Genomic DNA, 19,884 nt, shown 5'->3' with positions numbered 1-19,884 from the left:
AATTACGGCCTTGTAGTAGAAACAGAATTAACAAACCACTGCTGAATGTTGCTCATCGCAGAGTGCGAGGTGTCCAGAATCGGCTGCGGGAAGAAGCCCAGCAGCACCAGCAGAACGACCAGCAGCAGGATGATCGACAGTTCACGCAGGGACATTCCCGGCAGCGCTTTCGCGGCGATTTCGCTTTTTGCTTTACCAAAGTACGCGCGATGCAGCATCGACAGCGAGTACACGGAAGCGAACACCAGACCAAAGGTCGAAATAACGGTAATCACCGGCACGGTTTTATAGCTGCCGAACAGAATCATAAATTCGCCGACGAAGTTACCGGTACCCGGCATCCCGAGGGTCGCGACCGCAAAGAACATCGACAGCGCAGGCAGCCACTTGATCTTGCTCCACAGACCGCCCATCTGACGCATATCGCGCGTATGCAGACGCTCGTAAAGCTGACCGCAAAGAATAAACAGGCCGGCAGCGGACAGACCGTGAGCAATCATCTGAATCACCGCGCCCTGATAAGCCAGCTGGCTGCCGGTGTAGATAGCAATCAGCACGAAGCCCATGTGGGAAACGGAGGTGTAAGCAATCAGACGCTTGATATCGTACTGGCTGAAGGCCATCCACGCGCCGTAGAAGATACCGATGACGCCCAGCCACATCGCGATGGGGGCAAATTCGGCGGAAGCGTTCGGGAACAGCGGCAGCGCAAAGCGCAGCAGGCCGTAGGCCGCGGTTTTCAACAGGATCCCCGCGAGGTCAACGGAACCCGCGGTCGGAGCCTGAGAGTGCGCATCCGGCAGCCAGCCGTGCAGCGGAACCACCGGCATTTTTACCGCGAAAGCGATAAAGAAGCCCAGCATCAGCAGGTATTCCACGCCGTGGGACATCGGCGTCTTCAGCAGCTCTTCATAGTTGAAGGTCCATACGCCGGTAGCGTTGAAGTGAACAAACGCCAGCGCCAGGATGGATATCAGCATCACCAGACCGCTCGCCTGGGTATAAATGAAGAACTTGGTTGCCGCCGTGATACGCGTTTTACCGTCGGAAGCCTTATGGCCCCACAGCGCGATCAGGAAGTACATCGGCACCAGCATCATTTCCCAGAAGAAGAAGAACAGGAACAGGTCGATAGCCAGGAATACGCCGATCACGCCGCCCAGGATCCACATCAGGTTAAGATGGAAAAACCCCTGATATTTCTCGATTTCGCGCCATGAACAGAGCACCGCCAGCACGCCGAGCAGCCCGGTCAGCACCACCATCAGCAGCGACAGACCGTCGATAGCCAGATGAATGCTAATCCCGAATCGCGGGATCCACGGCATCACGAATTCCGACTGCCACTGCGGAATACCGGTAGATTGCGTGAGAGAATAGCCGCCCTGCATCCACAACTGCAGGCCAAGCAGAAACGTCAATCCCATAGTGATCAGCGCGATCCAGCGCGGCATCTTCACGCCAAAGCGTTCAGTCTGCCAGCACAGGAAGCCGCCGATGAAGGGAATTAATATTAGCCAGGGTAATAACATGGCGATCTTTATTCCTTGTTAAAGTCCCGTTCAGGACCGATTTTCAACGAATTCTCACAGAAAATTCACTTCGGATTGCGGGTGTTATTGCCCGGCAGCGCTATGCTTGCCGGGCCTACTGCTTGTAAGTCGGGTTAACCGACAACGCCCACAATCCTCAAACTCAACGCAATACCATCAGCAGCGCCAGCACCACGACAGCGCCGATGCCCATAGAAGCCACATACCAGCGCAGATAGCCGTTCTCGCTCACCACCAGGCCTTTGCCTGCGAAGCGGGAAAGGATCGCCGGAATGTTCATCAGGGCATTCAGCGGATCGCTCTTCAGCAGCCACGCCACGCCGAGGAACGGCTTAACGAACACTTTGTCATACAGCCAGTCAAAGCCCCAGGCGTTGTACCACCAGGTACCGAGCAGACGACCCGGCGCGCTGTTGGCAATCGACGTCACCAGCGTGCGTTTACCCAGCCACAGCCAGGCGGCAATCAGAATACCGGCGATAGCAATCACCCCGGAGGCAATTTCCAGCGTCATGACGCGTCCGTGTTCAAGCTCGGTGGTCTGCGGCAGTACGCCTTCCAGCGGCGGCACAATCAGCGCGCCAACAAAGGTCGAGAGCACCAGCAGCACAATCAGCGGCAGATGATGGGTAATCCCCTTCCCTGCGTGAGCGTGAATTTGTTCTTTGCCGTGGAACACGATGAAAATCATACGGAAGGTGTACAGGGAGGTCATAAACGCCCCGACCAGGCCGGCAACCATCAGATTCAGATGACCGTTCGCCATCGCGCCCGCCAGAATCTCATCCTTACTGAAGAAGCCCGCCGTCACCAGCGGCAGCGCGGACAGCGCCGCGCCCCCCACCAGGAAGCAGACGTATACCAGCGGAATAGACTTACGCAGGCCGCCCATCTTGAAGATATTCTGTTCGTGGTGGCAGGCCAGAATCACCGAACCGGACGACAGGAACAGCAGCGCTTTAAAGAACGCATGGGTCATCAGATGGAAAATCGCCGCATCCCACGCCTGCACGCCGAGCGCGAGGAACATGTAGCCAATCTGGCTCATGGTGGAATACGCGAGCACGCGTTTGATATCGGTCTGCACCAGCGCGGCGAAGCCTGCCAGCACCAGCGTTACCGCTCCGACGATACCCACCAGATGCAGAATTTCCGGGGTCATCAGGAACAGGCCATGGGTACGCGCAATCAGGTAGACGCCGGCGGTCACCATGGTGGCGGCGTGGATCAGCGCGGAGACCGGGGTTGGACCGGCCATCGCGTCCGCAAGCCAGGTCTGCAACGGCAGCTGCGCAGATTTACCCACCGCGCCGCCCAGCAGCATAAGAGTTGCCCACCACAGCATGTTATTACCGGCTTCGAAGTGCGCAGGCGCCAGTTCGACCATTTCGCGGAAGTTCAGGGTGCCCAGCTCGTTGTAGAGAATGAACAGCGCGAACGCCAGGAACACGTCGCCGACGCGGGTCACCACAAAGGCTTTCATCGCCGCCGCGCCGTTCTTCGGATCGGTGTAGTAGAAGCCGATCAGCAGATAGGAGCACAGCCCCACGCCTTCCCAGCCGAGATACATCAGCAGCAGGTTATCAGCGAGCACCAGAACCACCATGCTGGCGATAAACAGGTTGGTATAGGCGAAGAAGCGAGAGTAGCCCTCTTCGCCGCGCATGTACCAAGAGGCGAACATATGGATCAGGAAGCCGACGCCGGTCACCACGGACAGCATGGTCAGAGAGAGACCGTCCAGCACCAGGTTGAAGCCGACGTTGAAGTCGCCCACCGACATCCAGGTCCACAGCGGCACGCTGACCGCCTGTTTGCCGTTGGCGAAGAAGTCAACGCCGACAAAGGCCGTGACCAGCGCCGCCAGGCCTACCGAGCCTACCCCCACGGTGGCGGATAAGTTTTCCGACCAGCGGCCGCGAGAGAAGGCCAGCAAAACAAAGCCAATCAATGGCAAAAGAATGGTTAAGGCAAGCATGTTCATCCGCGCAACTCACTTACTGAATCGATGTTCAGGTTTTGGCGACGACGATGGAGCTGCAGCAGCAGCGCCAGGCCGATACTCGCTTCCGCGGCGGCGAGGGTGATGGCGAGGATATACATTATCTGGCCATCGGTCTGGCCCCAGTAGCTCCCTGCAACCACGAAAGCCAGCGCCGCGGCATTGATCATGATCTCCAGGCTAATCAGCATAAACAGCAGATTGCGGCGGATGACCAGCCCCGTCAGGCCGAGGACAAACAGGACAGAGGCGAGGATCAGTCCATGTGTTAAGGGGATCATGCGTGTTCCTCCGTTTTTCTTTTATCGCTGTCGTTCGGACGGTTGCTCAGCACTTCCCCGACGCGCTCTTCACGGCCGATATGGAAGGCAACAACCAGGCCCGCGAGCAGCAGCATGGAGGCCAGCTCCACCGCCAGAACGTACGGACCAAACAGCGCAATACCGACCTCTTTGGCGTTAATCGCCGCGCCGTCGATACCCTGATCGTTAATACCAAGGATGGCGTAAACGATAACCACCAGCAGTACCGCTGCGAGAATGGCCGGACCGATCCAGATCCCAGGTTTCAGCCACTGGCGCTCCTGCTCGATTTCGCTGCCGCCCAGGTTGAGCATCATCACCACGAACACGAACAGCACCATGATGGCCCCGGCGTAGACGATAATTTCCAGCGCACCGGCGAAATAAGCCCCTAAGGAGAAGAACACCCCGGCGATCGCCAACAGCGAAATGATCAGGTACAGCAGCGCGTGCACCGGATTGGTGTGGGTGATCACCCGCAGGGTTGCGAGGATGGCTATCAGGCCACAGATATAAAAAGCGAATTCCATTGCCCTCTCCTTACGGTAACAGGCTCTTGACGTCGATAGGCTTAGCTTCGTTCTCTGCTTCGCCCTTATCTTTGCCGTCGATTGCCATACCCGCCATCCGGTAGAAGTTATATTCCGGGTATTTACCCGGACCGGAAATCAGCAGATCCTCTTTTTCGTACACCAGATCCTGACGTTTGTATTCGCCCAGCTCAAAGTCCGGGGTCAACTGAATCGCCGTGGTCGGGCACGCTTCTTCGCACAGGCCGCAGAAAATGCAGCGCGAGAAGTTGATGCGGAAAAACTCCGGGTACCAGCGGCCGTCTTTGGTCTCCGCTTTTTGCAGAGAGATACAGCCTACCGGACAGGCTACCGCACACAGGTTACAGGCAACGCAGCGCTCTTCGCCGTCCGGATCGCGCGTCAGCACGATGCGGCCACGGTAGCGCGGCGGCAGATATACCGGCTCTTCCGGGTACATCCGAGTTTCACGTTTGGCAAAGGCGTGCATCCCGATCATGCAGATACTGCGGACCTGGGTGCCAAACCCTACCAATAATTCTTTTAAGGTCATGGTCAATTCACCCCTTATTGCGCCTGCCAGAGAATGACAGCCGCCGTTACCAACAAGTTGATCAGCGTTAACGGCAGGCATACCTTCCAGCCAAAGGACATTACCTGGTCATAGCGCGGACGCGGTAATGATGCGCGGATCAAAATGAACATCATCATAAAGAACGCGGTTTTCAGCGCGAACCAGATGAAAGGAGGTAACCATGGGCCATTCCAGCCGCCGAAGAACAGCGTCACAATCAGCGCCGATACGGTAACAATCCCGATATATTCACCGACGAAGAACAGACCGAACTTCATGCCGGAGTATTCGATGTGATAACCGTCAGCCAGCTCCTGTTCCGCTTCCGGTTGGTCAAACGGGTGACGGTGACATACCGCTACGCCCGCAATCGCAAAGGTCACGAAGCCAAAGAACTGAGGGATGACGTTCCACAGATGCGCCTGGTTGTTGACGATATCGGTCATGTTGAATGAACCGGCCTGCGCCACCACGCCCATCAGGGAAAGCCCGAGGAACACTTCGTAGCTCAGGGTCTGGGCAGAAGCACGCATCGCGCCAAGCAGCGAGTATTTGTTGTTGCTCGACCAGCCGGCGAACAGCACCGCATAGACCGCCAGACCTGCCATCATCAGGAAGAACAGGATCCCGATGTTCAGATCGGCCACCACCCACGTCGGGCTGACCGGCACAATGGCGAAGGCCAGCAGCAGCGAAGTAAAGGCAATCACCGGCGCCAGAGTAAAGATCACGCGATCCGAGAAGCGCGGAACCCAGTCCTCTTTAAAGAACATTTTGATCATGTCGGCGACGAGCTGCAGCGAACCGCCCCAGCCCACGCGGTTAGGCCCGTAACGGTTCTGGAACAGGCCCAGCAGACGACGTTCGCCAAAGCTCATAAACGCGCCGCAGGTCACCACCACCAGCAGAATCACCACCGCTTTAAGGATGCCTAACAGAATGTCGATGAGATCGGGAGTTAACCAACTCATGCTTTCGCCTCCTGCAGAGTATCAATACGCGCTCCGGTCAGCACCGGCGCAATCCCTGGCATGCCCATCGGTAAGCCAACCTGCCCTGCCGTCAGCCCCGCCGAGATTACCAGCGGCAGGCTAAGCGCCTGGCCATCAACGCTGAAGGAAACCATCGCCCCTTCGTTCACGCCAAGCTTCGCGGCATCTGCCGGGTTCAGCTTAACGTATGGCTGCGGCATGCGGCTCTGGAATACCGGAGCACGCTGCGACAGCTCGTCGCTGCCGAACAGATGGTAGTAAGGCGCGATACGCCATTTCCCTTCTTCAGCCTGGAAGCTTGCCGGTACCGCGGTAAAGTACTCAAGACCGCTGGCGGAGGCTTCAATCAGACGCACGCCCGGATCGCCGTGGCGCAGTTTACCGCCCACTTCATCCTGGAACTTGTTCCACGCCTGCGGGGAGTTCCAGCCCGGAGCCCATGCAAAGGGAATTTGCGAGCGCGGCGCGGACGGCTGGTTGTTCCCTTCCATGGAGAAGGCAAACATGGTGTCTTTATCCTGCGGTTGACGGGGTTCATGCACGCTGATGTTGGCGCGCATCGCCGTACGACCGCTATAGCGGTGCGGTTCACGGGCCAGCTTCTGACCGCGAATGCGGAAGGTCGCATCCGGCGCGGCGTCTTTGATACCGGCCAGCTGCGGTAGCGCGGCAATGGCGGCGTCAATCACGTGGTCCAGCTGCGTCCAGTCAACCTGGCGATTGTTAACGGTGCTGTGCAATGAGTGCAGCCAGCGCCAGCTTTCCAGCATCACGGTTTTCGCGTCGTAGTAGGCCGGGTCGTAAACCTGGAAGAAGCGCTGGGCGCGACCTTCGTTGTTGACCACGGTACCGTCGCTTTCCGCGAAGCTTGCCGCGGAGAGCACCAGATGCGCTTTTTCCATAATCGCCGTACGCTGATGGTCAACCACCATGACCAGCGGCGCTTTCGCCAGCGCCGCGTCAACGCGGGCGGCTGAAGCGTGGCGGTGCAGGTCGTTTTCCAGCACGATAACCGCATCGGCGTTACCGGTCTCCAGTTCGCTCAGCGCCTCTTCAAGCGAGCCACCGCCGATCATCCCGAGTCCTACGCTGTTCACTGCCCGGGCGACCATGGTCACGCCAACGTCAGCGCCGCGGCCTTTCAGGGCTTTCGCCACGTTCGCGGCGGCCTGAATCACCTCGATGCTGCCGGCGTTGGTTCCGGAAACAATCAGCGGTTTTTTCGCTCCGGCTAACGCCTGAACGATCACGTCGATTTTGCCTTTCAGCTCGCTGCTCAGCCCTTCGACCGCCGGCGCGCTATCGTCCAGCGCGTGGGCGATGGCGAAGCCAAGACGCGCCTGATCTTCCACCGGCGCGCGGTAGGTCCATGCGGCGATATCATCAAGACGCGTGTCGTCGATATTGGTCACGAACAGCGGATGCTTCGCGCGCTGGCCGATGTTAAGGATCGCGGCGATCTGCCAGTCGGCGACTTTCTGCGCCGCCGCCATTTCACGCGCTTTGCCTTTCACCGCCTGACGCACCGCCAGCGCGATACGCGCGCCGGTCTGGGTGATGTCCTCACCGAGGATCAGCACCGCATCGTAGGATTCGATCTCGCGCAGCGCCGGGGTATGAATACCGCCTTCGCGCAGCACTTTCAGCATCATCTGCAGGCGCGCTTGTTCGCCCTTCGCGATGCCGGTATAGAAGTTTTCGGCGCCGACCAGCTCGCGCAGCGCAAAGTTGCTTTCAATGCTGGCGCGCGGGGAGCCGATACCAATCACCTTCTTCGACTGGCGCAGGATATCTGCCGCCCCCTGCATCGCCTGTTCGGCATTGAGGGTGATCAGATCGTCGCCGCGGCGCTGAACCGGCTGACGCGGACGATCTTTCAGATTGACATAGCCATAGCCGAAACGACCGCGGTCGCAGAGGAAGTAGCGGTTAACGGTACCGTTATAACGGTTTTCGATACGACGCAGTTCGCCGTAGCGCTCGCCGGGGCTGATGTTACAGCCGATGGAACACTGCTGGCAGATGCTTGGCGCAAACTGCATGTCCCACTTACGGTTATAGCGCTCGGAGTGCGTTTTATCGGTAAAGACGCCGGTCGGACAGACTTCCACCAGGTTACCGGAGAACTCGCTTTCCAGCGTACCGTCTTCCGGACGGCCAAAGTAGACGTTGTCGTGAGCGCCGTAGACGCCCAGGTCGGTACCGTCAGCATAGTCTTTGTAGTAGCGAACGCAGCGGTAGCAGGCGATGCAGCGGTTCATTTCGTGAGAGATGAACGGCCCCAGATCCTGGTTGCGGTGGGTACGCTTGGTAAAGCGGTAGCGACGGAAGCTATGACCGGTCATTACGGTCATATCCTGTAAGTGGCAGTTGCCGCCCTCTTCGCACACCGGACAGTCGTGCGGGTGGTTGGTCATCAGCCACTCAACTACGCTTTCGCGGAACTGCTTCGCTTCTGCGTCGTCGATGGAAATAAAAGTGCCGTCGGATGCCGGTGTCATACAGGACATCACCAGGCGGCCACGCGTGTCTTCCGCGTTCTGATATTGCTTCACCGCACACTGGCGGCAAGCACCAACGCTTCCCAGCGCCGGATGCCAGCAAAAGTAAGGAATATCAAGACCCAGAGAGAGACAAGCTTCTAACAGGTTGTCCGCTCCGTTGACCTCGTACTCTTTGCCGTCTACATGAATCGTAGCCATTAGCGTGCTTCCAAAATAAAAAAACCTTTAGATTACCAGCGCGTCTTAAGCAGGTTCGGCTGAATCCCGTTGATTGCATGGGTATTGCTGAACTGCTGTTTAATGCCAGCTTCGAATTCTTCGCGGAAATATTTAATTGCGCTCTGTAGCGGCTCAACCGCACCCGGCGCGTGCGCGCAGAAGGTTTTACCCGGACCGAGGAATCGACACAGTTGCTCAAGCGTCTCGATATCACCCGGCTGGCCTTCGCCGCGCTCGAGAGCGCGCAGAATTTTCACGCTCCACGGCAGACCGTCACGGCAAGGCGTACACCAGCCGCAGGACTCACGGGCAAAGAACTCTTCCAGGTTGCGTACCAGCGGCACCATGCCAATCTCATGGTCAACCGCCATCGCCAGCGCGGTGCCCAGACGGCTGCCCGCTTTACCAATGCTTTCGAACTCCATCGGCAGGTCGAGATGCGCTTCGGTCAGGAAGTCGGTGCCCGCGCCGCCCGGCTGCCAGGCTTTGAACTTCAGGCCATCGCGCATGCCGCCCGCGTACTCTTCGAGGATCTCGCGCGCGGTGGTGCCGAACGGCAGCTCCCAGACGCCCGGATTCTTCACGCGGCCGGAGAAACCCATCAGCTTGGTGCCGGCGTCTTTACTGGTCGAAATGTTCTGATACCACTCGACGCCGTTGGCCAGAATCGCCGGGACGTTGCACAGGGTTTCAACGTTGTTTACGCAGGTCGGTTTGCCCCAGACGCCCGAGCTGGCCGGGAACGGCGGCTTCGAACGTGGGTTGGCGCGGCGGCCTTCGAGGGAGTTAATCAGTGCGGTTTCTTCGCCGCAGATATAGCGCCCTGCCCCGGTGTGCACAAACAGTTCGAAGTCAAAACCGGTGCCAAGGATATTTTTACCCAACAGGCCCGCTTCGGTCGCTTCGGCAATGGCCCGGCGCAGATGCTGCGCCGCTTCGATATATTCGCCGCGCAGGAAGATATAGCCGCGCCAGGCTTTCAGCGCGAACGCGGAGATCAGCATGCCTTCCACCAGCAGGTGCGGCAGCTGTTCCATCAGCAGGCGGTCTTTATAGGTGCCCGGCTCCATTTCATCGGCGTTACACAGCAGGTAACGGATGTTCATGGACTCGTCTTTCGGCATCAGGCTCCACTTCAGACCGGTGGAAAAGCCCGCGCCGCCGCGCCCTTTCAGGCCAGCGTCTTTTACCGCAGTGACGATTTCATCCGGCGCCATGCCGGAGAGCGCTTTACGCGCCCCGGCGTAGCCGTTTTTACTCTGGTATTCATCCAGCCATACCGGCTGTTTGTCGTCGCGCAGACGCCAGGTTAACGGATGGGTTTCGGCAGTACGAATAATGGTTTTCATTTATACCGCTCCAGGAGGTCAGGAATCGCTTCCGGCGTCAGATAACTGTGAGTGTCCTCATCAATCATCATGGTCGGCCCCTTGTCGCAGTTGCCCAGGCAGCAGGTCGGCAGCAGGGTGAAGCGGCCATCAAAGGTGGTTTGACCCGGTTTGATATCCAGCTTCTTCTCAATCGCCGACTGAATGCCCTGGAACCCGGTGATGTGGCACACCACGCTGTCGCAGTAGCGAATCACGTGACGGCCCACCGGCTGGCGGAAAATCTGGCTGTAGAAGGTCGCAACGCCTTCTACGTCGCTGGCCGGGATCCCCAGCACATCGGCGATAGCGTAGATTGCGCCGTCCGGCACCCAGCCGCGCTGCTTCTGAACGATCTTCAGCGCTTCAATGGACGCCGCACGCGGGTCTTCGTAGTGGTGCTTCTCGTGCTCAATCGCCTCACGCTCTGCCGCACTCAGCTCAAAAGCCTCGGTTTGTGGTTGTTGATTCTCGTGCATAATTAGCGGTCCACGTCTGACATAACAAAATCGATACTACCCAGATAGACAATCAGGTCGGAGACCAGACTGCCGCGAATAGCGGCCGGGATCTGCTGCAGGTGCGCGAAGCTTGGCGTGCGCACGCGGGTGCGGTAGCTCATGGTGCTGCCGTCGCTGGTCAGGTAGTAACTGTTAATACCCTTGGTCGCTTCAATCATCTGGAAGGATTCTTGCGCCGGCATGACCGGGCCCCAGGAAACCTGCAGGAAGTGCGTAATCAGGGTTTCGATATGCTGCAGCGTGCGCTCTTTTGGCGGCGGCGTCGTCAGCGGATGATCCGCCTTGAACGGGCCTTCCGGCATGTTATCGAGGCACTGCTGAAGAATGCGCAGGCTCTGGCGCAGCTCTTCCACTTTCAGCATCACGCGGGTGTAGCAGTCGGAGACGCCACCGCCGGTCGGGATTTCAAAGTCGAAGTTTTCATAGCCAGAATAAGGACGCCATTTACGTACGTCGAAGCCGATGCCGGTCGCGCGCAGGCCCGCGCCGGTGGTGCCCCACTCCAGCGCCTCTTTCGCGTTGTAGGCGGCAACCCCTTTCGAACGACCGATGAGGATGGTGTTGCGCAGCGCGGCTTTCTCATAGGAATCCAGACGCTTCGGCATCCACTCGAGGAATTCGCGCAGCAGGCGATCCCAGCCGCGGGGCAGGTCGTGCGCGACGCCGCCGATACGGAACCAGGCCGGGTGCATACGGAAACCGGTAATCGCTTCCACCAGATCGTAGATCTTTTGACGGTCGGTAAAGGCAAAGAACACCGGCGTCATCGCCCCGACGTCCTGAATAAAGGTGGAGATGTACAGCAGATGGCTGTTGATACGGAACAGCTCGGAGAGCATCACGCGGATCACATTGACGCGATCCGGCACGGTTATCCCCGCCAGTTTCTCAACCGCCAGCACGTAAGGCATTTCGTTAACGCAGCCGCCGAGATATTCAATACGGTCGGTATACGGAATGTAGCTGTGCCAGGACTGGCGCTCGCCCATTTTCTCGGCGCCGCGGTGGTGGTAGCCGATATCTGGCACGCAGTCGATGATCTCTTCGCCATCAAGCTGCAGAATAATACGGAACGCACCGTGAGCGGAGGGGTGGTTCGGGCCGAGGTTAAGGAACATGAAGTCCTCGTTTTCGGTCCCGCGCTTCATGCCCCACTCTTCCGGTTTGAAGGTCAGCGCTTCCATTTCCAGATCCTGTTTGGCTTTGGTCAGCTCAAACGGGTCAAATTCGGTGGCGCGCGCCGGGTAGTCTTTACGCAGCGGGTGACCTTCCCAGGTCGGCGGCATCATGATGCGGCGCAGGTTCGGGTGACCATCGAAGGTCACGCCAAACATCTCCCAGGTTTCACGCTCATACCAGTTGGCGTTAGGGAACAGTTTGGTGAAGGTCGGCAGATGCAGATCGTTTTCAGACAAGGCAACCTTGAGCATGATGTCGCGGTTGCGGTCTATGGAAATCAGATGATAGAAAACGGAAAAATCCGCGGCGGGTAAACCGTCGCGGTGCGTGCGCAGACGTTCATCCATGCCGTGCAGGTCAAACAGCATCACGTAAGGCTTCGGCAATTTCTTCAGGAAATCACCCACCTCAAGCAGCTGTTCACGCTTCACCCAAACCACCGGAACGCCGGTGCGGGTTGGCTGAACGGTAAAGGCATCCGGCCCAAAACGGTTGCGCAGTTCGCCGATCACCGGGTCATCAAGGTGATCGCGGGTTTGCCAGGCTGGTGCGGCGTCATGCGCGGTTAAATCGGTCATATTGTTCACCATTGCAAAAGGTCCGTGGTGACTGCCGGCGAGGCTTCGCGCTGTAGTAGATTGATTTGCGAAGTTTTTATCCCGCCCGCAGGCGCAAGTTAAATCTCGTCCGGAGTCCGCAGATTGGTCACTGCAATACGTTCGCCGCGTTTACGCTCGCGTTCCGACTGCATATTGGCGCGGTACACGCCCTGATCGCCAACCACCCACGAGAGGGGACGGCGTTCTTTACCAATGGATTCCTGCAGCAGCATCAGCGCCTGCATATAAGCTTCCGGACGCGGCGGGCAGCCCGGGATGTAAACATCGACCGGAATAAACTTATCCACGCCCTGGACGACAGAGTAAATATCGTACATTCCGCCGGAGTTGGCGCATGCGCCCATCGAGATAACCCACTTCGGCTCCAGCATCTGGTCATAAAGACGCTGAATGACCGGCGCCATTTTGGTAAAGCAGGTGCCGGCAACCACCATCAGGTCAGCCTGACGCGGGGAGGCACGTAATACTTCTGCACCAAAGCGCGCAACGTCATGCACCGCGGTGAATGACGTCACCATTTCCACGTAGCAGCAAGAAAGGCCGAAGTTGTAAGGCCAGATTGAGTTCTTACGGCCCCAGTTCACCATGTCATGCAAGGCGTGTTCGAGTTTCCCCATATACACGCTTTTATTGACTTCTTGCTCCAGGGGGTCGGTTACGATCTCCTGTTTTTGCAGGGGGTAACGGTCGTTCTCACCGTTAGGATCGATGCGGGTGAGCGTATAATCCATCTTATTGCCTCGCTTTTACTGCGTATGACGGTTAGTGGGACTGTCTGTTTCCGGGTTAACCAGCGTGCGACGGGAGCGCGCAGGCGTCCAGTCCAGTGCGCCGATACGAACGAGGTAAACCAGACCAGCCAGTAGCACTAAAATGAAAATTGCGGCTTCCACAAAGCCGACCCAGCCGCTTTCACGGATAGAAGTCGACCATGCGTAGAGATACAGGGCTTCCACGTCGAAGATAACGAAGAACATGGCAACCAGATAAAACTTCGCAGAAAGACGTAAGCGAGCCGAACCGACGGAGTCGATCCCGGATTCAAACGGCGTGTTCTTGCTTCGCGCGCGCGCGCGTCCGCCAAGGTACCAGCCGCCGACGAGCATCAGGCAGCACAGGCCGATAGCGATGATGAGAAATATAGCGAATGCCCAATGATGAGCGATGACTTCAGTGGATGTTGACATACGCATTGCTTAACCAAAAAAGTGTAGCGCTAAAACCCTCTGCTCTTACTGGCAGATGAACGCCACAGCGTTTCACGGGGAGGAATAAAAAAATAGCCGTGCAAAAAAGCGTCCCTGGGTGATGTGGAAGGCCAGTTGCGGTGGCTTTTTACTCCTTTCATTAACCTTTTGTCAACTTTAACAAAAGTTTTCACAACATTAATTTACATTGGATTTTTTTCATTAACATTAAATGCCCTTTCATGCGGAATAACCTTGCATACTGTTCGGCTTTAGTGTTGTTGAATCGTGTCCGTTTCCGCCGTAAATCAAAATGGCCCGCCTATTTTGACAGGATTCAGACACGATTCCTCCCCCTAAGGAGGGGTATTTTCTTGATCTGCGACACGCTTTTGTTAATTCAACCAAGAAAACAGCAACAAACCAGATGGTTTTTTAACATTAGCAGGAAGTATTGAAAGTGCAGAGAAAAGTCGAGAAATGAGAGGAGGAGCGGATCTAACCTACTGATTTAGCTCAAAAGAAATCAACAAAAGTTTCTATTAATCAATAAAATTTGAAAAAAACGAACCGCAGCGGGAATTTCACACGTCTGGGGTTCGTTTTTACACTTACATTTTGTTACCAGTTTTTGTGATGTTTGTTAGCTTTTCCCGCTCAGGAAATAAGGGAATTATCTCCCCCTTCGGGAGTATAAACGCGTTGCGTTGACCACGGCTGGTACTCTGCGCTCAGCGACTGAAAAATGGCCTGCGTCAGCTCGCTTGCCTTCTGCGGATTGCAGTTCAGCATGTAGCGGGTATCCGGCAGTACGGGTAAACCGTCACTCCGGCCCGGTACGCGAAATTCGGGGCTCATCATCTCTACCGGCTGCGCGGTCACGCCAAGCCCGGCTTTCACCGCCGCCTTCACCCCCGCCATTGAGCTTGCCGCATGGGAAAGATGCCACGCAACGCCGGCGGCGTTGAGTACCTCAACGATCTCTTCCCGAAACGGATCCGGGGCATCCAGCAAAACAAGCGGGACAGACTCGCCCTGAGGGAGGACATAATCCGCTGCGCAGTACCACAGCGTTGGCGACGTGCGCAGCGTCAGCATGTCAGAACCCTTGGTTTGTCGGGTCGTCAGCGCAAGATCGATTGCCCCGCTCTTCAGCATATCGACGATATCAAGGTGTTTGAGAACTTTGATTTCCAGCGTCAGCCTGGGATAAAAACTACCAATCCGGTTTAACAGGCACGGTAAAATGGTATCCGCCGTCTCATCAGAGGCTCCCACGGTCAGCGTTCCCTGCAGGCTGCCAAACATGAGCGACATACAGGCTTCATCATTAAAGCGCAGAATTTTCCGCGCATAGCCCAGCAGCTGAATGCCCTGCTCGGTCAGAAGCTTATTGCGCCCGTGGCGAGCAAAAAGTTCTTTGCCAACCAGCTGCTCCAGCCGCTGCATCTGCTGGCTCACCGCTGACTGGGTCCGGCGCACCGCGACGGCGGCAGCGGCAAAGGTACTGAGATCGGCGACGGCAACAAAGGTTCTCAAGAGATCGAGGTCTAAATTTAGTATCGAACGATTTTCATTTATCATATTTGCTTCACATTCAGGCGGCTAATGCTTACCTGCCTTGTTGATGCTGTGCTCCAGGCTTCCGGCTAATCCTTAAGCTTCGCGTTACCCGCCAGAGACGGACGGATGAACAACTGGACGAACGTTATTGCATTAGAAAGCACTCATCCGCAGCAAATGCGCGGAATTTCAGAGTAATATTTTGCTCGTACGCCTAAGCGTTTTTAATTACGACGCATTTGTTTTTGTGATGTGACGCAAAAAATAGCCGTCAATGACCATTGTCTGCATCCTCACCGGCGACAAACCTTGCCATCGGGCTCAGGCAGAACAAAAACCTGCAATAACAATGTATTAATAAAGAAATAAGCTACCTGGCATAGCCATATGTCGGTATTAACGGCGATATTCTAACCGAAAACCACAATATTTATAAGCGTTAATCAGTATTATCTCAGGCCACTTTAAATGCTGGTCAGCACTTTAATTAAATTAACAGATCTAAGAATATTCCTTGCATAAAATAAAACTCATTTAGCTATTAAATACTTTCATTAAAAATATCTAGCAAAGTTGTTACAACCTTCAGCGTATTGTGAATTAAACGTTCACCAGACGATGATTCGTTTTACGCGCAAAAAACAAGCGCCGGTCCTCTTTAAATCAACAAACCAGATAAACGTTCGCCAAAACACCACCAGGCACAATATAAGACCATCAATAAAAGTATTAAAGGTGTAATGTATAAACAAAAGCGCAGCTCACCAGACAAATTGATTAAACCAAAAAGCGATGAATAGCAAAATCTTCTCCTGTTAACCCTTCAAAACAGCGGGGAGGCGGAGTACATTATTCCGTGCTGACTTCCACGGCAGGGAGTGGCGATAACAGCTAAAAGGTCAAGGTTCATGTCCCCCATCGAAAAATCCAGCAAGTTAGATAACGTCTGTTACGACATCCGCGGCCCGGTTCTGAAAGAGGCGAAACGCCTTGAAGAAGAAGGCAATAAAGTCCTGAAGCTGAACATCGGCAACCCAGCGCCGTTTGGCTTTGACGCGCCTGACGAAATCCTCGTTGACGTTATCCGCAACCTCCCTACCTCGCAGGGCTACAGTGATTCAAAGGGCCTCTATTCCGCCCGTAAGGCCATCATGCAGCATTACCAGGCCCGCGGTATGCGTGATGTGACGGTCGAAGATATCTATATTGGTAACGGCGTTTCGGAGCTTATCGTCCAGGCCATGCAGGCGCTGCTGAACAGCGGCGATGAAATGCTGGTCCCGGCGCCGGATTATCCGCTGTGGACCGCCGCGGTCGCGCTTTCCAGCGGTAAAGCGGTGCATTATCTTTGCGATGAGTCTTCCGACTGGTTCCCGGACCTCGACGATATCCGCGCGAAAATCACCCCGCGTACCCGCGGCATCGTGATTATCAACCCGAATAACCCAACCGGCGCGGTGTACTCAAAAGAGCTGCTGATGGAGATCGTCGAGATCGCCCGCCAGCATAATCTGATTATTTTCGCCGATGAGATCTACGATAAGATCCTCTACGATGAAGCGCAGCACCACTCAATTGCGCCGCTGGCCCCGGATCTGCTCACCGTTACCTTTAACGGCCTGTCAAAAACCTACCGCGTTGCCGGCTTCCGCCAGGGCTGGATGGTGCTGAACGGGCCGAAGAAACACGCAAAAGGCTATATCGAAGGCCTGGAGATGCTGGCTTCTATGCGCCTGTGCGCCAACGTCCCGGCCCAGCATGCGATCCAAACCGCTCTCGGCGGCTATCAGAGCATCAGCGAATTTATTGTTCCCGGCGGACGCTTGTATGAACAGCGTAATCGCGCCTGGGAGCTGATTAACGACATTCCGGGCGTCTCGTGCACTAAGCCGAAAGGCGCGCTGTATATGTTCCCGAAAATCGACGCTAAACGCTTTAATATTCACGATGACCAGAAGATGGTGCTCGATTTTCTGCTGCAGGAGAAAGTCCTGCTGGTTCAGGGTACCGCCTTTAACTGGCCGTGGCCGGACCACGTGCGTATTGTGACCCTTCCGCGCGAAGACGATCTTGAAATGGCAATTACCCGTTTCGGGCGTTTCCTTTCCGGCTACCACCAGCTCTGATTTTATCTGTCCAGCCGCCGGGATTTGCATCCGGCGGCAATCCCTGCGCACAATGGCACCCGACGTCGTAACTGATTAAGGGTTCCTATGAGTCAGAGTCATTTCTTTGCCCACCTCTCCCGCCTGAAACTGATCAACCGCTGGCCGCTGATGCGTAATGTGCGCACCGAAAACGTCTCCGAACACAGCTTACAGGTCGCGATGGTGGCCCATGCGCTGGCGGCGATCAAAAATCGTAAATTCGGCGGGCGGGTTAACGCCGAACGCATCGCGCTGCTGGCGATGTATCACGATGCCTCGGAAGTCCTGACCGGCGACCTGCCGACGCCGGTAAAATATTTCAATTCGCAGATCGCGCAAGAGTACAAAGCCATCGAAAAAATCGCCCAGCAGAAGCTGGTCGATATGGTTCCTGATGAACTGCGCGACATTTTTGAACCGCTGATCGATGAACATCACTACAGCGAAGAGGAAAAATCCCTTGTCAAGCAGGCGGATGCGCTTTGCGCCTACCTGAAGTGTCTGGAAGAGCTATCGGCGGGGAACAATGAATTTCTGCTGGCCAAAGGCCGCCTTGAGAAAACGCTGGAATCGCGCCGCAGCGCAGAGATGGACTACTTTATGCAGGTGTTCGTCCCGAGCTTCCATCTTTCCCTCGATGAAATCAGCCAGGATTCGCCTTTATAACCCCACACTTCCCCGGCCAGCGTCAGCCTGACCGGGGAAGGATGCCGCTGAATCAGAACGGAAACAGCGCCGGGATCAGCAGGACGCACACCACCATCACCAGGAGGGTGAACGGCACGCCGATTTTGACAAAATCGCTGAATGAATATTTCCCCGGCCCCAGCACCAGGGTGTTCACCGGCGACGATACCGGGGTCATAAACGCCGCCGAGGCCGCCATGGCGACCACCATCGCAAAGGGATAAGGCGAAACGCCCATCGACTTTGCCGCGGCCAGCGCAATGGGCGCCATCAGCACCGCGGTGGCGGTATTGGAAATAAACAGGCCGATAGCCGCGCACATTACGAACAGGCAGCCAAGCATCAGGTACGGTCCTTTGCTCCCCGCCACATCCATGAGTCCCTGAACCACCAGATCCACGCCGCCGGTTTTCTGCAGCGCCAGAGCAAAAGGCATCATTCCGACAATCAAGATAATGCTCGGCCAGTGGATAGCTTTATAGGCGCTCTCGGCGTTAATACAGCGGAATTTCCCCATCAGCAGGCAGGCAATGATGGCCGCTATAGGGTTAGGAATTTCGTCAGTCAGCATCAGTGCGACCATCAGCACCAGACAGAAAATCGCGTGCGGCGCCTGGCTGTGCGCCGGCGAGGCGTCGTTGACCTCGATGGGCATATTCAGCACCACAAAGTCACGGCCCCGCTTAGCCAGCAGCGCTATCTGCCGCCAGTTGCCCACCACCAGCATGATATCGCCAAGCTGCAAGGCTTCATCGGTCACCGCGCCGTCAAGGGCTTTGCCATCGCGTTTCAGCCCCACGATGTTCAAATCAAAACGGGTACGAAAGGCGATTTCGCGCACCGACTTGCCAATCAGTTCTGAATCCGGGATCAGAGAGACTTCCGCCATCCCCACGTCCAGCGCCTGATCGGAAAAATATTCGCCGCGCAGCACCATCGGTTCGAGCATCTGCTCGCCGCAGAACTGGCGCAAGTCCACGTCCGAGGCCGACATATCGATCAGCAAGACGTCGCGGGCGCGGAATTCCGATACGCCGTTAACGTTAACGATAACCCGCCGAAAGCGCCGCCAGCGCTCAACGCCGATAACGTTCGCCCCGTAGCGCTCGCGTAGCTTCAGGTCGTCCAGGCGCTGGCCAATCATCGGCGAGCCGGGGCGTATAGCCAGGCGGCGCGCGCGCCCCGTGAGATGATAATCTTTAATGAGATCGCGGAAGGTGCTTCTTTTTCGGCCATCTCGCGCTTGCTCGCCCTCTTCCCCTTTGAGCATAAAGCGCATCACCAGCATATAGAAAACGCCCAGAACCAGCACCACCAGACCTATCGGCGTAACGCTAAAAAAGCTGAATCCTTGCAGCCCTTCGCGTAAAAGTTCGCTGTTGACGACCAGGTTAGGCGGTGTGGCCACCAGGGTCATCATCCCGCTGATAAGTCCGGCAAAACTGAGCGGCATCATCAACCGCGAAGGGGAGGTGTTCATGCGCATCGACACGCTGAGCACCACGGGGATAAAAATGGCCACCACGCCGGTCGAGCTCATAAACGCCCCTAATCCGGCAACGGTTAACATCAAATAGACCAGCATTTTGGTTTCGCTGTTCCCGGCAACCTTCACCAGCCAGGAGCCCATTTTGGTGGCGACCCCGGTGCGCACCAGCCCATCGCCAATAATAAAAAGCGCGGCAATAAGAATAACGTTAGGATCGCTAAAGCCGGAGAAGGCCTCGCTGAGCGTTAAAGTGTCGCTGAGAACGAAAGCGACAATCACCAGCAATGCGATAGCGTCCATGCGCACTTTTCCGGTGGCAAAGAGCACGACGGCTACGGCAAGAAGAGATAACACCCAAATCAATTCACCGTTCACAACTTATCCTTGTCAGAAGATGGAGTTGGAAGTCTGGCATAAAAAAGCCCCGCCGGCGCGGGGCTAAATCATG

General features: G+C 56.3%; 16 protein-coding genes. 2 read left to right on the top strand and 14 right to left on the bottom strand.

What is annotated here, in order from left to right; translation table 11 throughout:
* Positions 1-2: 2 nt before the first annotated feature.
* The 13 genes from nuoM to JLG71_RS07970 form a co-directional block, all read right to left on the bottom strand.
* On the bottom strand, positions 3-1,532 hold the full coding sequence (gene nuoM / locus JLG71_RS08030) for an NADH-quinone oxidoreductase subunit M (RefSeq protein WP_004104059.1): 1,530 nt from the start codon (positions 1,530-1,532) through the stop codon (positions 3-5).
* Positions 1,533-1,695: 163 nt separating this feature from the next.
* A complete protein-coding gene (gene nuoL / locus JLG71_RS08025) occupies positions 1,696-3,537 on the bottom strand; it encodes an NADH-quinone oxidoreductase subunit L (RefSeq protein WP_025106678.1) in 1,842 nt (613 codons plus the stop codon).
* Positions 3,534-3,836, bottom strand: coding sequence for an NADH-quinone oxidoreductase subunit NuoK (gene nuoK, locus JLG71_RS08020; RefSeq protein ID WP_004104062.1), 303 nt, complete (start codon positions 3,834-3,836; stop codon positions 3,534-3,536). The genes nuoL and nuoK overlap by 4 nt, the downstream gene beginning before the upstream one ends.
* Positions 3,833-4,387 carry an NADH-quinone oxidoreductase subunit J gene (nuoJ, locus tag JLG71_RS08015; RefSeq protein ID WP_014230252.1) on the bottom strand — a complete coding sequence of 185 codons (555 nt, stop codon included), beginning with the start codon at positions 4,385-4,387 and terminating at the stop codon, positions 3,833-3,835. Before nuoJ ends, nuoK begins: the two co-directional genes overlap by 4 nt.
* Before the next feature lie 10 nt (positions 4,388-4,397).
* Entirely contained in the window at positions 4,398-4,940 is a 543-nt protein-coding gene (nuoI, locus tag JLG71_RS08010; protein WP_004104066.1) for an NADH-quinone oxidoreductase subunit NuoI, read from the bottom strand.
* Between the two features lie 14 nt (positions 4,941-4,954).
* Positions 4,955-5,932 (bottom strand): NADH-quinone oxidoreductase subunit NuoH, encoded by a 978-nt coding sequence (nuoH, locus tag JLG71_RS08005; protein WP_004104068.1) that lies wholly within the window; start codon positions 5,930-5,932, stop codon positions 4,955-4,957.
* Entirely contained in the window at positions 5,929-8,655 is a 2,727-nt protein-coding gene (gene nuoG / locus JLG71_RS08000; protein WP_025106677.1) for an NADH-quinone oxidoreductase subunit NuoG, read from the bottom strand. Before nuoG ends, nuoH begins: the two co-directional genes overlap by 4 nt.
* A 32-nt stretch (positions 8,656-8,687) precedes the next feature.
* Complete coding sequence (gene nuoF, locus JLG71_RS07995; RefSeq protein WP_004852841.1) at positions 8,688-10,025, bottom strand: NADH-quinone oxidoreductase subunit NuoF; 1,338 nt, start codon at positions 10,023-10,025, stop codon at positions 8,688-8,690.
* On the bottom strand, positions 10,022-10,522 hold the full coding sequence (gene nuoE / locus JLG71_RS07990) for an NADH-quinone oxidoreductase subunit NuoE (protein WP_004104075.1): 501 nt from the start codon (positions 10,520-10,522) through the stop codon (positions 10,022-10,024). Before nuoE ends, nuoF begins: the two co-directional genes overlap by 4 nt.
* 2 nt (positions 10,523-10,524) lie before the next feature.
* Complete coding sequence (gene nuoC, locus JLG71_RS07985; RefSeq protein WP_004104077.1) at positions 10,525-12,333, bottom strand: NADH-quinone oxidoreductase subunit C/D; 1,809 nt, start codon at positions 12,331-12,333, stop codon at positions 10,525-10,527.
* Positions 12,334-12,419: 86 nt separating this feature from the next.
* Positions 12,420-13,094, bottom strand: a complete 675-nt coding sequence (gene nuoB / locus JLG71_RS07980; protein ID WP_002913178.1) for an NADH-quinone oxidoreductase subunit NuoB — start codon at positions 13,092-13,094, stop codon at positions 12,420-12,422.
* A gap of 15 nt (positions 13,095-13,109) precedes the next feature.
* The gene (gene nuoA / locus JLG71_RS07975; protein ID WP_004123140.1) at positions 13,110-13,556 is read right to left on the bottom strand and encodes an NADH-quinone oxidoreductase subunit NuoA; all 447 of its coding nucleotides are present in this window, start codon (positions 13,554-13,556) and stop codon (positions 13,110-13,112) included.
* Positions 13,557-14,207: 651 nt separating this feature from the next.
* Positions 14,208-15,134, bottom strand: a complete 927-nt coding sequence (locus JLG71_RS07970; protein ID WP_014839121.1) for a LysR family transcriptional regulator — start codon at positions 15,132-15,134, stop codon at positions 14,208-14,210.
* Between the two features lie 887 nt (positions 15,135-16,021).
* Between JLG71_RS07970 and alaA the strand changes: the two genes are divergently transcribed.
* Both alaA and yfbR read left to right on the top strand, forming a co-directional pair.
* Positions 16,022-17,239: an alanine transaminase AlaA gene (gene alaA / locus JLG71_RS07965; RefSeq protein WP_004852849.1), complete on the top strand. Its 1,218-nt coding sequence runs from the start codon at positions 16,022-16,024 to the stop codon at positions 17,237-17,239.
* 87 nt (positions 17,240-17,326) lie between these two features.
* Positions 17,327-17,926, top strand: a complete 600-nt coding sequence (gene yfbR, locus JLG71_RS07960; protein WP_004852850.1) for a 5'-deoxynucleotidase — start codon at positions 17,327-17,329, stop codon at positions 17,924-17,926.
* A gap of 52 nt (positions 17,927-17,978) precedes the next feature.
* On the opposite strand, the gene JLG71_RS07955 is transcribed toward yfbR, so the two are convergent.
* A complete protein-coding gene (locus tag JLG71_RS07955) occupies positions 17,979-19,811 on the bottom strand; it encodes an SLC13 family permease (protein WP_025106673.1) in 1,833 nt (610 codons plus the stop codon).
* Positions 19,812-19,884: the final 73 nt, after the last annotated feature.

Source organism: Klebsiella michiganensis (assembly GCF_015139575.1).
In the GTDB taxonomy this organism is placed as follows: Bacteria; Pseudomonadota; Gammaproteobacteria; order Enterobacterales; family Enterobacteriaceae; genus Klebsiella; species Klebsiella michiganensis.
The sequence above is the reverse complement of the archived record's forward strand: the minus strand, read 5'-3'. Positions and strand labels throughout refer to the sequence as shown.

Bases quoted from the DNA above. Each gene is read 5' to 3' on its own strand.
- nuoG (WP_025106677.1), bottom strand. From the start codon at position 8,655: ATGGCTACGATTCATGTAGACGGCAAAGAGTACGAGGTCAACGGAGCG.
- nuoF (WP_004852841.1), bottom strand. From the start codon at position 10,025: ATGAAAACCATTATTCGTACTGCCGAAACCCATCCGTTAACCTGGCGT.
- nuoK (WP_004104062.1), bottom strand. From the start codon at position 3,836: ATGATCCCCTTAACACATGGACTGATCCTCGCCTCTGTCCTGTTTGTC.
- nuoM (WP_004104059.1), bottom strand. From the start codon at position 1,532: ATGTTATTACCCTGGCTAATATTAATTCCCTTCATCGGCGGCTTCCTG.
- nuoH (WP_004104068.1), bottom strand. From the start codon at position 5,932: ATGAGTTGGTTAACTCCCGATCTCATCGACATTCTGTTAGGCATCCTT.
- nuoA (WP_004123140.1), bottom strand. From the start codon at position 13,556: ATGCGTATGTCAACATCCACTGAAGTCATCGCTCATCATTGGGCATTC.
- nuoJ (WP_014230252.1), bottom strand. From the start codon at position 4,387: ATGGAATTCGCTTTTTATATCTGTGGCCTGATAGCCATCCTCGCAACC.
- yfbR (WP_004852850.1), top strand. From the start codon at position 17,327: ATGAGTCAGAGTCATTTCTTTGCCCACCTCTCCCGCCTGAAACTGATC.
- nuoC (WP_004104077.1), bottom strand. From the start codon at position 12,333: ATGGTGAACAATATGACCGATTTAACCGCGCATGACGCCGCACCAGCC.
- nuoB (WP_002913178.1), bottom strand. From the start codon at position 13,094: ATGGATTATACGCTCACCCGCATCGATCCTAACGGTGAGAACGACCGT.
- nuoE (WP_004104075.1), bottom strand. From the start codon at position 10,522: ATGCACGAGAATCAACAACCACAAACCGAGGCTTTTGAGCTGAGTGCG.
- alaA (WP_004852849.1), top strand. From the start codon at position 16,022: ATGTCCCCCATCGAAAAATCCAGCAAGTTAGATAACGTCTGTTACGAC.
- nuoL (WP_025106678.1), bottom strand. From the start codon at position 3,537: ATGAACATGCTTGCCTTAACCATTCTTTTGCCATTGATTGGCTTTGTT.
- nuoI (WP_004104066.1), bottom strand. From the start codon at position 4,940: ATGACCTTAAAAGAATTATTGGTAGGGTTTGGCACCCAGGTCCGCAGT.
- JLG71_RS07970 (WP_014839121.1), bottom strand. From the start codon at position 15,134: ATGATAAATGAAAATCGTTCGATACTAAATTTAGACCTCGATCTCTTG.